Raw genomic sequence first — 13,168 nt, 5'->3', positions numbered from 1 at the left:
CGTCGCGACTAATGCGACGGCGCGTGTCGAACCATGGAGGCGCGCGTGACGGATAAAGTCGTTGTCATCACCGGCGGCAGCCGCGGCATCGGGCGGGCGACCGCGATCGCGGCGGCCGCGCGCGGTTATCGCGTCGTGGTCGGGTACGCCAGCAACAAGAAGGCCGCAGACGAGGTGGTCGCGCAGATCGCGGCCAGCAACGGCAAGGCCATCGCGGTGAAATGCGATGTCGCCGAGGAAAGCGACATCCTCAATTTGTTCAAGGAGGCCGACAAGTTCGGCACGCTCGGGGCGCTCGTCAACAATGGCGGCATCGTCGGCAAGAGCGGCGTGCGTGTCGACGAGATGTCGGCCGAGCGCATCCAGCGCGTGATGGCGGTCAACGTCACCGGCTCCATCCTTTGCGCGCGCGAGGCCGTGAAGCGGATGTCGACCAAGCATGGCGGCAAGGGCGGCGTCATCGTCAACCTGTCCTCGGTCGCGTCGAGGCTCGGATCGCCCAACACCTATGTCGACTACGCCGCGTCCAAGGGCGCGATCGATTCCTTCACCGTCGGCCTCGGCCATGAGGTCGGGGGCGAGGGCATCCGCGTCGCGGCGATCCGTCCCGGCCTGATCGACACCGAAATCCACGCCGCCGGTGGCGAGCCCGACCGCGCCCATCGTCTGGCCCATCTGGTGCCGATGAAGCGCGTCGGCACCGCCGACGAAATCGCCAATGCCATCGTCTGGCTGATCTCGGACGAGGCCTCCTACGTCACCTCAGCCATTCTCGATGTGTCCGGCGGACGCTGACGCGCCGCGCGGACGCTGACACATCCTCATCACGCCTAACCTTACGGGACTTTCTCTCATGGCTACCTACGATCTCGTCGTCATCGGCACCGGACCGGGCGGTTATGTCTGCGCGGTGCGCGCCAGCCAGCTCGGCATGAAAGTCGCCGTGGTCGAAAAGAACGCAACCCTCGGCGGCACCTGCCTCAATGTCGGCTGCATGCCGTCGAAGGCGCTGCTGCATGCCTCCGAGATGTTCGAGGAAGCCGGCCATTCCTTCGCCAAGATGGGCGTCAGCGTTTCCGCGCCGAAGCTCGATCTGCCCGCGATGATGAACTTCAAGCAGCAGGGCATCGACGGCAACGTCAAGGGCGTCGAGTTCCTGATGAAGAAGAACAAGATCGACGTGCTCAAGGGCACCGGCAAGATCTTGGGCGCCGGCAAGGTCGAGGTCTCCGCCGACGGCAAGTCGCAGGTGGTCGAGACCAAGAACATCGTGATCGCCACCGGCTCCGACATCGCGCGTCTCAAGGGCATCGAGATCGACGAGAAGCGCATCGTGTCCTCGACCGGCGCGCTGTCGCTGGAGAAGGTGCCAGGCAGATTGCTGGTCATTGGCGCCGGCGTGATCGGGCTCGAACTCGGCTCTGTGTGGCGCCGGCTCGGATCCGAAGTCATGGTGGTTGAATTCCTCGACCGCATCCTGCCCGGCATGGACGGCGAGATCGCCAAGCAATTCCAGCGCATCCTTGAAAAGCAGGGATTTGCATTCAAGCTGGGCTCGAAGGTGACCGGCGTCGAGGTGAACAGCAAGGCATTGCTCGCGAAAATCGAACCGGCTTCCGGCGGTGCCGCCGAGACCATCGAAGCCGACGTCGTTCTGGTCTGCATCGGCCGCGTGCCCTACACCGACGGCCTCGGCCTCAAGGAAGCCGGCGTCGCGCTCGATGCGCGCGGCCGGGTGCAGATCGATCCGCATTTCGCCACCAGCCTGAAGGGCGTCTATGCCATCGGCGACGTCGTCGCTGGACCCATGCTCGCGCACAAGGCGGAGGATGAAGGCGTTGCGGTCGCCGAGATCATCGCCGGCCAGGCCGGCCACGTGAATTACGATGTGATCCCCGGCGTCGTGTATACCACGCCGGAAGTGTCCTCCGTCGGCAAGACCGAGGAGGAACTGAAGCAGGCGGGTGTGGCTTATACCGTCGGGAAATTTCCGTTCACCGCCAACGGCCGCTCCAAGGTCAACCAGACCACCGACGGCTTTGTGAAGATTCTCGCAGATGCGAAGACCGATCGCGTGCTCGGCGTGCACATTATCGGCCGCGAAGCCGGCGAAATGATCCATGAAGCGTGTGTTCTCATGGAATTTGGCGGCAGTGCGGAAGATCTCGCGCGCACCTGCCACGCCCATCCGACCCGCTCGGAGGCCGTCAAGGAAGCCGCGCTTGCGGTCGGCAAGCGGGCCATCCATATGTAGCGAAGCGCCCAGCGCCGAACCGGGCGGGAAACACATGCTGCGCCGCCTTCTTCAACCGCTCTGGGTCCTGCTTGCGATCGTCTTTCTGATCGAAGCCTGGCTGTGGGACCATCTCGAGCCGATCGTTGCCAAGGTCGTCGCGGCCATCCCGCTTGCGCGCTTCAAGCAATGGCTGACGGAGCGCGTCGATGCGCTGTCGCCGGCCATGACGCTGATCGTGTTCGCGGTCCCCGTCATTCCGCTGTTTCCGCTCAAGCTGGTCGGCCTGTGGCTGCTCGCGCACGAATACTGGACCAGCGCCGTCTTCACGATCGTGTTCGCAAAGCTCGTCGGCGTCGGCGTCACCGCCTTCGTGTTCGACGTCACGCGCGACAAGCTTCTGGAGATGCGCTGGTTCGAGCGGATCTACGCTCTGGTGCTGAAGGTCCGCGCCAAGGCCGCCGCGCTGGTCGACCCGATCAAGCGCCGCATCCGCGAATTGATCGCCGGCGACGGCGAGGGCTGGTCGTCACGCACGTTGCGTCTGATCCAGCGCTTCAGGAAGAGCGTGCATCAGGCGCGGTGAGTGCCGGCACAATCATCTCACACCGTCACCCTGAGGCGGCCGCTTCTTCAGCGGCCCTCGAAGGGCGACGGCCCGGCTCTATCCGCGCGGCTGCAGCTCGGCCGTTCATCCTTCGAGGCTCCGCGCGCGATGCGTTGCATCGCGAGCCTCGCGCCTCAGGATGACGGAGTAAGTGAGACGTTGTTGCACCGACTAATGCAAATGCAACAGATGCGGCCACCACAGGCCGAGCGCGGTCATGATCAGGCCGGCGATCGTCAGCACGCCGCTGACATAGGCGAGCGCCAGCATGCCGGTGATGATGGTGGCCGAGGCCAGCACGATGCCGATCTGGAAGGCGGCCGAGGCCAGCTCGAAATGGTGGTACTTCGCGGTCGCCTCGTCCCGATCGTGCTCGGCATGCTTGGCCTTCTCCGCAAGCTGCTCGGTGCCTTCGCCGGTCTCCGGCTCGGAGCGGTAGCGCTGCGCGGTCTTGGTCCAGTCGTCGATCTGCTTCTGCACGGCGGGCTTCTGCGCCTCGGCCGTGGCGGCCAGTGTCAGCTTGCCCTGCTCCGCCGCGGTCACCACCACCGTGCGGCGGATGCTCTTGGCCTGGAAGAACGCCCAGAGATTGGCGGCTTCGACGTTCTTGCTGATCGATTCGGTCTGAGCGCCCTTGCCGAGCGTCTCGGAAATCGCAAGGAACAGCGCCAGCACGGCGATCAGAAGGGCGATCTTCTTGTTCGAGCCGGACGCGTGTTCGGCGTGCTCGGCATGCTCCATGCTTTCATGTGCGCTCATGATTCCACTCCGCTTCGGTGCCGCAACGATTGACCGAACCGCGCGGCCTGCGCAAGAGGCCTGACCGCTATGACAGCTTCATGTCAGAATTCAGCGGCAATTCAGCGCCGTGGATGCGCGCTCGCATAGACCTCGAGCAGCCGCTCGGAATCGATGCCGGTATAGACCTGCGTCGTCGACAGCGAGGAATGGCCGAGCAATTCCTGGATGGCGCGCAGATCGCCGCCGCGCGAGAGCAGATGCGTGGCGAAGGAATGCCGGAGCGCGTGCGGCGTGGCGCTGTCGGGCAGCCCAAGCGCGCCGCGCAGCCGCTCCATCGCAAGCTGGATGATGCGCGGGCTCAAGGGGCCGCCGCGTGCGCCGACGAAGATCGGCCCCTCCGCCGGCAGCGGATAGGGACAGATCGCGACGTACTCTTGAATCAGCGCAAGCACGTTTTGCAGCACCGGCACCATGCGGGTCTTGTTGCCCTTGCCGGTGACGACCAGCACGTCGCCCTCGCCGGGACGCGGCACCTCGCGGCGCTTCAGGGAGAGCGCTTCGGAGATGCGCAGGCCCGAGCCGTAGAGCAGGGCCATCACCGCGGCATCGCGGGCCAGGATCCACGTCTCGCGTTCCTCGCCGGCGCGCTCGTCGGCATCGGCAAGACGTTTGGCCGATGCCATCGGCAGCGGCTTCGGCAAGCTCTTCGCCACCTTCGGCGCGCGGATCGCCGACAACGCGCCGACCTTGCCTTTGCCCTCGCGCTCCAGAAAACGTCCGAACGAGCGCAGGCCCGCCAGCGCGCGCATCAGGCTGCGGCCGGCAATGTCGTCGGCCCGGCGCATCGCCATGAAGGCGCGCACGTCGGTCGCCTCCAGCGCGGCGAAGCGCTTGAGCGTGACGCGCTCGCCCCAATGATTGCTGAGGAAGTCCAGGCATTGCCGCAAGTCGCGGCCATAGGCCTCCAGCGTCTTCGGCGACAGTCGCCGCTCGGCGCCGAGATGCGCCAGCCAGCGCGCCATCTCCTGCGCGATCGAGGGATCGGCGCTGGCGAGCTCGATTTGTGGGGCGGCCGCTTTGCTCATGCGCTCTGGACGTGGTGATTCCGCACAGTATATCGCATCACACTGGTTTATCGTTCGCTAAGGCCGCCGCGCGGCGCTAGCCTCAACGCCTCAAGGTTCCGATTCCCGGCTCATGGACCAATCGCCGCGCAACAACACCGCCCCCGCCACCGCGACCCGCATGGTCGACGTGCTGGTGCCCGTCGCGCTCGACCAGACCTATTCCTACAAGGTGCCGCGCGGCATGGAGCTGAAGGCGGGCGATCTCGTCGGTGTGCCGCTCGGTCCGCGCGAGGTGCTGGCCGTGGTCTGGGGCGAGAACGCCAATCCCGATCCGCGCCTGCATAACCGCCTCAAGGAGGTCAGCGAGAAGCTCGACATCCCGCCGCTCAAGCCCGAGCTGCGCTCGGTGGTCGACTGGGTCGCCAATTACACGCTGAGCCCGCGCGGCATGGTGCTGCGCATGTGCCTGCGCATGGGCGAGACTCTCGGCCCGGAGCGGGTGCGCGCCGGCGTGCGCCTGACCGGCGAGCCTCCGAAGCGTCTGACGCCGGCGCGCCAGCGCGTGATCGCGGTGCTGTCGGACCGGCTGCTGCACGGCAAGTCCGAGGCGGCCAAGGAGGCCGGCGTCTCCTCGGGCGTGATCGACGGCCTCGTCGATGAAGGCACGCTCACGGTGGAGCCGATGCCGCCGCCGCCTCCGCCGCCGGCGCCCGATCCGGAATTCGGCCGGCCGGATTTTTCGCCGCTGCAGCGTGCCGGTGTGGATGCGATGCGCGCGCTCGCGGCCAACGGCACCTTCCACGTCGCGCTGCTCGACGGCGTCACCGGCTCGGGCAAGACCGAGGTCTATTTCGAGGCCGTCGCCGAGGTGATCCGTCGCGGCAAGCAGGCGCTGATCCTGATGCCGGAGATCGCGCTCACCGGCCAGTTCCTCGACCGTTTCGCGCAGCGCTTTGGCGTGCGGCCGATCGAATGGCATTCCGAGCTGACCCCGCGCACCCGCGCGCGCAATTGGGCCGCGATCTCCGAAGGTTCGGCGCCGGTCGTGGTCGGCGCGCGCTCGGCGCTGTTTCTGCCCTATGCCAATCTCGGCCTCATCGTCGTCGATGAAGAGCACGACCAGGCCTACAAGCAGGACGACGGCGTGCATTACCACGCCCGCGACATGGCGGTGGTGCGCGGGCATATCGCCAAGATTCCGGTCGTGCTGGCCTCCGCGACGCCGTCGGTGGAGTCCGAGGTCAATGCGCGCAAGAACCGCTATCAGCGCATCGCGCTGCCCTCGCGCTTCGGCGGCCAGCACATGCCGCATATCGAGGCCATCGACCTGCGCCGCGAGCCGCCCGCGCGCGGCCGCTTCATCTCGCCGCGGCTTGCCGGCGAGATCAGGATCGCGATCGAGCGACGCGAGCAGGCGCTGTTGTTCCTCAACCGCCGCGGCTATGCGCCGCTGACCTTGTGCCGTGCCTGCGGCCATCGCTTCGCCTGCACCATCTGCGACGCCTGGCTGGTCGATCACCGCTTTCGCCAGCGCCTGGTCTGCCACCATTGCGGCTTCTCGATGCCGCGCCCGCACATCTGCCCGAACTGCTCGGCCGAGGAATCGCTGGTCGCGGTCGGCCCCGGCGTCGAGCGCCTGCAGGAGGAGGCGGCGGCGCTGTTCCCGCAAGCCCGCACCATGGTGCTGTCGAGCGATCTCATCACCTCGATCGAGACGATGCGAAGCGAGCTCGCCGAGATCGCGGAGGGCCGCGTCGACATCATCATCGGCACGCAGCTCGTGGCCAAAGGTCACAACTTCCCGCGGCTCAATCTGGTCGGCGTGGTCGATGCCGATCTTGGCCTCTCCAACGGCGACCCGCGTGCGGCCGAGCGCACCTGGCAATTGCTCAACCAGGTGATCGGCCGCGCCGGCCGCGAGCAGGGCCGCGGCGTCGGCTATCTCCAGACCCACCAGCCCGATCATCCCGTGATGCGGGCCTTGATCGCCTGCGACCGCGAGGCCTTCTACGACAGCGAGATCGAGCTGCGCGAGAAGACGCTCTATCCGCCGTTCGGCCGGCTCGCCAGCCTGATCATCTCCGCCGGCGACCGCCCGGGCGCCGAAGGCTTTGGCCGCAAGCTCGTCGCGCTCGCGCCGCGCGACGAGCGCGTCGTGGTGCTCGGCCCCGCCGAAGCGCCGCTCGCCGTCATCAAGGGCCGCTACCGCTTCCGCATCCTGGTGAAATCGGCGCGCGGTTTCGATCTCTCGGACTATTTACGCAACTGGCTCGCGGTCTGCCCGAAGCCGACAGGCAATCTCAAGCTCGAAGTCGACGTCGATCCGCAGAGCTTTTTATAACGACGCTCTCCCCTCTCGTGCCCCGGACGCAGTGCAGCGCCCTTTAGCGCTGCGCTGCAGAGCCGGGGCCCATCTCGCGAAGGAACTCATAGCTCCTGGGTCCCGGCTCTGCGCCGCAACGCTCGCGCGTTGGAGCTTGTCCGGGACACGAGGGCGGTGACGGCCAACAAAAAGCCTGTAGCCCGGATGGAGCGCAGCGCAATCCGGGACAAGCCGATCCGTAGCGCGCGGACCCGGATTTCGCTGCCGCTCCATCCGGGCTACGACCACAAGAAAAGCCCGCGGTCCCCCAAGACCGCGGGCTTGTTTCTCGTGCGCAGAAAACTGATGAAAACTGCGCGTTCGCTCGGGCGCTCGTCGCGCCTTAGGAGACGACTTCCGCGGTGACGCGGCCGACGCCGGCACCGGTGAGGCCGATGGCGCGGGCTGCACCCGTGGAGAGGTCGAGGACACGGCCGCGAATGAACGGGCCGCGGTCGTTGATGGTGACGACCACGCTCTGGCCGCGGTGGGTGACGCGCAGCCTGGTGCCGAACGGCAGCGAACGGTGCGCCGCGGTCATGGCGTTCTGGTTGAAGCGCTGGCCCGAGGCGGTCCGGCTGCCGGACTCGTTGCCGTAATAGGAGGCCATGCCGGAGAAGCTGTGGCCCGTGCCGGAGGTCGGCGTCATCGACGCATTGGCATTGCGCCAATCGGAGGTCGCGTTGGCCTCGGTCTGGGTGTGGTGGCGGTGGTGATGCCGGTGATGCCGGGATTTGGCCGAAGCCTCGGTGGCAGTTCCACCGACGATCAGAGTTGCGGCGACGAAAGCAATCGCCGTGCGCGGCCGGGTCACAAAGCCCAGCGTCTTCAAAGACAGCATTTAATGGTCCCTAAGCTAGTATTGCCACATTTGTGGCAAGTGGAGCCCCCATCAGTTTGTGAGCGGGTTGGCGTTTCGATTCCTAATGAGGCGTGAATTGGGCAGTAAATCCGGTATGTGTCGACATGAAATATCTTGTTACCGTCGCGCGATATTCGGCCGATGTTCCGTAATCTTCGGCATTAACGATTTATTAACCTATTGATTACTCGCGAATACTGTAAAGCGAAGTCATCGCTGCGAGCGTTTAGAATTCGATAAGTATTCGGCGCGTGGAACTAGCGGGGACGGATTCACGCCTCAGCGATCCGTGTTCATGGCCGCTATGCGCTGGGGGCAGGAACCAGTGAAGGGTGCCGCGGCAGGGCCGGCGCCAATTTCCGTGAAGTGGCAGGTCGCCGCCTCGGCCGCCCCTCCGTGCGCGATGTGTTGCGAGGCTGCGACGAACTGGCGACAGAACCTCATGCCTTTAATTTGGCGTCATGTTGCACCTGCGCGCCTGCTATGTTAGCAAAGCCGCGATTTTAACGAGCCCGGCACCTCCCGTGCTGGTCGAAAATCGAAGTCCCGCTTGAATTCCAAGGGCTTGGATCGCTAGGCGCCGCTTCGTGGCGACGGTTTTTCCCTTGCGAGTTTGACAGCAAAAAGAGCGCGTCTGTGGCTGCAGAAGATACGTCCGTTTCAGGTGTGTCCGGCCGTTATGCAACGGCCTTGTTTGAACTGGCCCGCGACCAGAACGTGGTCGACGCGGTCAAAGCCGATCTCGACAAATTCGATGCCTTGCTGAACGAGAGCGCCGATCTGAAGCGCCTGGTCCGCAGCCCGGTGTTCGCGGCCGACGCCCAGTCCAAGGCCCTCTCGGCCGTGCTGGACAAGGCCGGCATCGCCGGCATCGCCGCCAACTTCCTGAAAGTGCTGACGGCCAACCGCCGCCTGTTCGCGGTGGCCGACGTCATCCGCGCCTACCGCGCGCTCGTCGCCAGGTTCAAGGGCGAGACGACGGCCGACGTCACCGTGGCGGAAGCGCTCTCGGACAAGAATCTCGATGCCCTCAAGGTCGCCCTGAAATCGGTGACCGGCAAGGATGTCGCGCTGAACGTGAAGGTCGATCCCTCGATCATCGGTGGCCTCGTCGTCAAGCTGGGCAGCCGCATGGTGGATGGTTCGCTTCGCACCAAACTCAATTCGATCAAGCACGCGATGAAAGAGGCAGGCTGATGGACATCCGCGCCGCGGAAATTTCCGCGATCCTCAAGGACCAGATCAAGAATTTCGGCCAGGAAGCTGAAGTCTCCGAAGTCGGACAGGTGCTGTCCGTCGGCGACGGTATCGCCCGCGTTTACGGTCTGGACAACGTCCAGGCCGGTGAAATGGTCGAGTTCGAGAACGGCACCCGCGGCATGGCGCTGAACCTCGAGACCGACAACGTCGGTGTCGTTATTTTCGGTGCCGACCGCGAGATCAAGGAAGGCCAGACCGTCAAGCGCACCCGCGCCATCGTGGACGCGCCGGTCGGCAAGGGCCTGCTCGGCCGCGTCGTCGACGCGCTCGGCAATCCCATCGACGGCAAGGGCCCGATCCAGGCCGACAAGCGCATGCGCGTCGACGTCAAGGCGCCTGGCATCATTCCGCGCAAGTCGGTGAGCGAGCCGATGGCGACCGGCCTCAAGGCCATCGACGCCCTGATCCCGATCGGACGCGGCCAGCGCGAGCTGATCATCGGCGACCGCCAGACCGGCAAGACCGCGATCGCGCTCGACACCATCCTGAACCAGAAGCCGCTCAACGCGCAGCCGGACGAGAACATCAAGCTGTACTGCGTCTACGTCGCGGTCGGCCAGAAGCGTTCGACCGTCGCGCAGTTCGTGAAGGTGCTGGAAGAGCAGGGCGCGCTCGAATATTCGATCGTCGTCGCCGCCACCGCCTCCGATCCGGCGCCGATGCAGTACATCGCTCCCTTCACCGGCTGCACCATGGGCGAGTATTTCCGCGACAACGGCATGCACGCGGTCATCATCTATGACGACCTGTCCAAGCAGGCCGTCGCCTACCGCCAGATGTCGCTGCTGCTGCGCCGCCCGCCGGGCCGCGAAGCCTATCCGGGCGACGTGTTCTATCTGCACTCTCGCCTGCTCGAGCGCGCGGCGAAGCTGAACAAGGACCAGGGCTCGGGCTCGCTGACGGCGCTGCCTGTGATCGAAACCCAGGCCAACGACGTGTCGGCCTACATCCCGACCAACGTCATCTCGATCACCGACGGCCAGATCTTCCTGGAAACCGACCTGTTCTTCCAAGGCATCCGTCCCGCGGTGAACGTCGGTCTGTCGGTGTCGCGCGTGGGTTCGTCCGCGCAGACCAAGGCCACCAAGAAGGTCGCCGGCAAGATCAAGGGTGAGCTCGCGCAGTACCGCGAAATGGCGGCGTTCGCGCAGTTCGGCTCCGACCTCGACGCCTCGACCCAGCGCCTGCTCAACCGCGGCTCGCGCCTCACCGAGCTCCTGAAGCAGCCGCAGTTCTCGCCGCTGAAGATGGAAGAGCAGGTTTGCGTGATCTGGGCCGGCACCAACGGCTATCTCGATCCGCTCCCGCTCAACAAGGTGCGCGCGTTCGAGGACGGCCTGCTCTCGCTGCTGCGCGGCAAGCACGCCGACATCCTCAACGCGATCCGCGACAGCCGCGATCTCTCCGACGACAGTGCCGGCAAGCTGAAGTCGGTGGTCGAAGGCTTCGCGAAGAGCTTCGCTTAACAAGGAACCGTCATGGCCGGGCTGAAGCGCGAAGCGCGTCTTCGCAACTGAAGTCCCGGCCATCCACGTCTCTCGGCGTGTAAGGCGGCACGTGGATGCCCGGGACAAGCCCGGGCATGACGACTGGGATAGGCTAGCGGCTTGATCGCAAGGATCGAACCGTCGGGGACGAAGAATGGCGTCACTTAAAGACATGCGCGTCCGCATCGCCTCCACCAAGGCGACGCAAAAGATCACCAAGGCCATGCAGATGGTCGCGGCCTCGAAGCTGCGCCGCGCGCAGACCGCGGCGGAAGCCGCGCGTCCCTATGCCGACAAGATGAGCGCGGTGATCTCCAACATCGCCAGCGCCGCTGCAGGCTCGCCCGGCGCGCCGGCATTGCTGGCCGGGACCGGCCGCGATCAGGTTCACCTGCTGCTGGTCTGCACCGGCGAGCGCGGCCTGTCCGGCGCCTTCAACTCCTCGATCGTGCGTCTCGCCCGCGAGCGCGCCCTGGCGCTGATCGCGCAGGGCAAGGAAGTGAAATTCTTCTGCGTCGGCCGCAAGGGTTACGAGCAGCTCCGCCGCCAGTTCGACAAGCAGATCGTCGAGCATCTCGACCTGCGCAGCGTGCGCCAGCTCGGCTTCGTCAACGCCGAGGACATCGCCAAGAAAGTGCTGGCCCGGTTCGACAACGGCGAGTTCGACGTCTGCACGCTGTTCTATTCGCAATTCAAGTCGGTGATCGCACAGGTCCCGACCGCTCAGCAGATCATTCCGCTGGTTGTCGAGGAAGGCGCTGCGAACGGCAGCGCGACCTCTTACGAATATGAGCCGGAGGAGGACGAGATCCTCACGCGCCTGTTGCCGCGTAATCTCGCGGTGCAGATCTTCCGCGCCCTGCTCGAGAACAACGCTTCGTTCTACGGCGCGCAGATGTCGGCGATGGACAACGCCACCCGCAACGCCGGCGAAATGATCCGCAAGCAGACGCTGGTCTACAACCGTACGCGTCAGGCGCAGATCACCAAGGAACTCATCGAAATCATCTCCGGTGCAGAAGCAGTCTGACCGGACACGAAATTCGGATCGAAGGAGACAGTAAATGGCTACAGCAGCCACACAGATCGGTCGCGTTACCCAGGTCATGGGCGCCGTCGTCGACGTGCAGTTCCAAGGCCACCTCCCGGCCATTCTCAACTCGCTGGAGACCAAGAACGGCAACAACCGCCTGGTGCTGGAAGTCGCGCAGCATCTCGGTGAGTCGACCGTCCGCACCATCGCGATGGACGCCACCGAAGGTCTGGTGCGCGGCCAGGAAGTGACCGACACCGGTCAGCCGATTTCGGTTCCCGTGGGTGACGGTACGCTGGGCCGCATCATGAACGTCATCGGCGAGCCGATCGACGAGGCCGGCCCGATCAAGTCGGAAGGCACCCGCGCCATCCACCAGGAAGCGCCGACCTATACCGACCAGTCGACCGAAGCCGAAATTCTCGTCACCGGCATCAAGGTCGTCGATCTGCTCGCTCCGTATGCGAAGGGCGGCAAGATCGGCCTGTTCGGCGGCGCCGGCGTCGGCAAGACCGTGCTGATTCAGGAGCTGATCAACAACGTCGCCAAGGCGCACGGCGGTTACTCCGTGTTCGCCGGCGTCGGCGAGCGTACCCGCGAGGGCAACGACCTCTATCACGAGTTCATCGAGTCCAAGGTCAACGCCGATCCGCACAATCCAGATCCGAGCGTGAAGTCGAAGTGCGCGCTGGTGTTCGGTCAGATGAACGAGCCGCCGGGCGCCCGCGCCCGCGTCGGCCTGACCGGTCTGACCGTCGCCGAGCACTTCCGCGACCAGGGCCAGGACGTGCTGTTCTTCGTCGACAACATCTTCCGCTTCACGCAAGCGGGTTCGGAAGTGTCGGCGCTGCTCGGCCGTATTCCTTCGGCGGTGGGTTATCAGCCGACGCTCGCGACCGACATGGGCGCGCTGCAGGAGCGCATCACCACCACGCAGAAGGGGTCGATCACCTCGGTGCAGGCCATCTACGTGCCGGCCGACGACTTGACCGACCCGGCGCCCGCGACCTCGTTCGCGCACTTGGACGCCACCACGGTGCTGTCGCGCGCGATCTCGGAAAAGGGCATCTATCCGGCGGTGGACCCGCTCGACTCGACCTCGCGCATGCTCTCCCCGCTGGTCGTCGGCGAGGAGCACTACGCCGTCGCCCGTCAGGTCCAGCAGGTGCTGCAGCGCTACAAGTCGCTTCAGGACATCATCGCCATTCTCGGCATGGACGAGCTTTCGGAAGAGGACAAGCTGACGGTGGCCCGCGCCCGCAAGATCGAGCGCTTCCTGTCGCAGCCGTTCCACGTCGCCGAGATCTTCACGGGTTCGCCCGGCAAGTTCGTCGAGCTCGCCGACACCATCAAGGGCTTCAAGGGCCTGGTCGAAGGCAAGTACGACCACCTGCCGGAAGCCGCCTTCTACATGGTCGGCACCATCGAAGAAGCCGTCGAGAAGGGCAAGAAGCTGGCGGCGGAAGCCGCCTAAGAGGCGAATGGCGAATGGGGAGTAGCGAATAGAAGCTGCTCC

At 65.3% G+C, this 13,168-nt stretch carries 11 protein-coding genes; 8 read left to right on the top strand and 3 right to left on the bottom strand.

The genetic code is table 11. The annotated features are described in order from the left end of the window. Window positions 1-33 precede the first annotated feature (33 nt). Genes N2604_RS00700 through N2604_RS00690 form a run of 3 tightly spaced genes read left to right on the top strand, consistent with a single transcriptional unit; the run spans window position 34 to window position 2,819 of the window. Window positions 34-795, top strand: coding sequence for an SDR family oxidoreductase (locus N2604_RS00700; protein ID WP_260373372.1), 762 nt, complete (start codon window positions 34-36; stop codon window positions 793-795). Window positions 796-853: 58 nt separating this feature from the next. After that, on the top strand, window positions 854-2,254 hold the full coding sequence (gene lpdA, locus N2604_RS00695) for a dihydrolipoyl dehydrogenase (RefSeq protein WP_260373371.1): 1,401 nt from the start codon (window positions 854-856) through the stop codon (window positions 2,252-2,254). A gap of 34 nt (window positions 2,255-2,288) precedes the next feature. Continuing rightward, window positions 2,289-2,819, top strand: coding sequence for a hypothetical protein (locus N2604_RS00690; protein ID WP_260373370.1), 531 nt, complete (start codon window positions 2,289-2,291; stop codon window positions 2,817-2,819). A gap of 192 nt (window positions 2,820-3,011) precedes the next feature. Here the strand turns inward: N2604_RS00690 and N2604_RS00685 are convergent, their stop codons facing one another. Both N2604_RS00685 and N2604_RS00680 read right to left on the bottom strand, forming a co-directional pair. After that, a complete protein-coding gene (locus N2604_RS00685; protein ID WP_260373369.1) occupies window positions 3,012-3,599 on the bottom strand; it encodes a DUF4337 domain-containing protein in 588 nt (195 codons plus the stop codon). A gap of 101 nt (window positions 3,600-3,700) precedes the next feature. After that, on the bottom strand, window positions 3,701-4,666 hold the full coding sequence (locus N2604_RS00680; protein ID WP_260373368.1) for a tyrosine recombinase XerC: 966 nt from the start codon (window positions 4,664-4,666) through the stop codon (window positions 3,701-3,703). 112 nt (window positions 4,667-4,778) lie between these two features. Between N2604_RS00680 and N2604_RS00675 the strand changes: the two genes are divergently transcribed. Continuing rightward, window positions 4,779-6,989 carry a primosomal protein N' gene (locus N2604_RS00675; RefSeq protein ID WP_260373367.1) on the top strand — a complete coding sequence of 737 codons (2,211 nt, stop codon included), beginning with the start codon at window positions 4,779-4,781 and terminating at the stop codon, window positions 6,987-6,989. A gap of 364 nt (window positions 6,990-7,353) precedes the next feature. Here N2604_RS00675 and N2604_RS00670 read toward each other — a convergent pair whose 3' ends face one another. Then, window positions 7,354-7,851 carry a septal ring lytic transglycosylase RlpA family protein gene (locus N2604_RS00670; protein ID WP_260373366.1) on the bottom strand — a complete coding sequence of 166 codons (498 nt, stop codon included), beginning with the start codon at window positions 7,849-7,851 and terminating at the stop codon, window positions 7,354-7,356. A gap of 657 nt (window positions 7,852-8,508) precedes the next feature. Here N2604_RS00670 and N2604_RS00665 point away from each other — a divergent pair. From N2604_RS00665 to atpD, 4 genes are all read left to right on the top strand, one after another. Next, a complete protein-coding gene (locus N2604_RS00665; protein ID WP_260373365.1) occupies window positions 8,509-9,069 on the top strand; it encodes a F0F1 ATP synthase subunit delta in 561 nt (186 codons plus the stop codon). After that, window positions 9,069-10,598, top strand: a complete 1,530-nt coding sequence (gene atpA / locus N2604_RS00660; protein WP_260373364.1) for a F0F1 ATP synthase subunit alpha — start codon at window positions 9,069-9,071, stop codon at window positions 10,596-10,598. Before N2604_RS00665 ends, atpA begins: the two co-directional genes overlap by 1 nt. Window positions 10,599-10,773: 175 nt before the next feature. Further along, window positions 10,774-11,649 carry a F0F1 ATP synthase subunit gamma gene (locus N2604_RS00655; protein ID WP_260373363.1) on the top strand — a complete coding sequence of 292 codons (876 nt, stop codon included), beginning with the start codon at window positions 10,774-10,776 and terminating at the stop codon, window positions 11,647-11,649. 34 nt (window positions 11,650-11,683) lie between these two features. Next, a complete protein-coding gene (gene atpD, locus N2604_RS00650) occupies window positions 11,684-13,126 on the top strand; it encodes a F0F1 ATP synthase subunit beta (protein WP_260373362.1) in 1,443 nt (480 codons plus the stop codon). The last annotated feature ends 42 nt before the right edge of the window (window positions 13,127-13,168 follow it).

It is taken from the genome of Bradyrhizobium sp. CB1015 (assembly GCF_025200925.1).
Taxonomy (GTDB): domain Bacteria; phylum Pseudomonadota; class Alphaproteobacteria; order Rhizobiales; family Xanthobacteraceae; genus Bradyrhizobium.
This window is presented reverse-complemented; position numbering and strand designations above follow the sequence as displayed.

Excerpts from the sequence above, each read along its gene's own strand:
- N2604_RS00700 (WP_260373372.1), top strand. The coding sequence starts at position 34 with ATGGAGGCGCGCGTGACGGATAAAGTCGTTGTCATCACCGGCGGCAGC.
- lpdA (WP_260373371.1), top strand. The coding sequence starts at position 854 with ATGGCTACCTACGATCTCGTCGTCATCGGCACCGGACCGGGCGGTTAT.
- N2604_RS00690 (WP_260373370.1), top strand. The coding sequence starts at position 2,289 with ATGCTGCGCCGCCTTCTTCAACCGCTCTGGGTCCTGCTTGCGATCGTC.
- N2604_RS00685 (WP_260373369.1), bottom strand. The coding sequence starts at position 3,599 with ATGAGCGCACATGAAAGCATGGAGCATGCCGAGCACGCCGAACACGCG.
- N2604_RS00680 (WP_260373368.1), bottom strand. The coding sequence starts at position 4,666 with ATGAGCAAAGCGGCCGCCCCACAAATCGAGCTCGCCAGCGCCGATCCC.
- N2604_RS00675 (WP_260373367.1), top strand. The coding sequence starts at position 4,779 with ATGGACCAATCGCCGCGCAACAACACCGCCCCCGCCACCGCGACCCGC.
- N2604_RS00670 (WP_260373366.1), bottom strand. The coding sequence starts at position 7,851 with ATGCTGTCTTTGAAGACGCTGGGCTTTGTGACCCGGCCGCGCACGGCG.
- atpA (WP_260373364.1), top strand. The coding sequence starts at position 9,069 with ATGGACATCCGCGCCGCGGAAATTTCCGCGATCCTCAAGGACCAGATC.
- N2604_RS00655 (WP_260373363.1), top strand. The coding sequence starts at position 10,774 with ATGGCGTCACTTAAAGACATGCGCGTCCGCATCGCCTCCACCAAGGCG.
- atpD (WP_260373362.1), top strand. The coding sequence starts at position 11,684 with ATGGCTACAGCAGCCACACAGATCGGTCGCGTTACCCAGGTCATGGGC.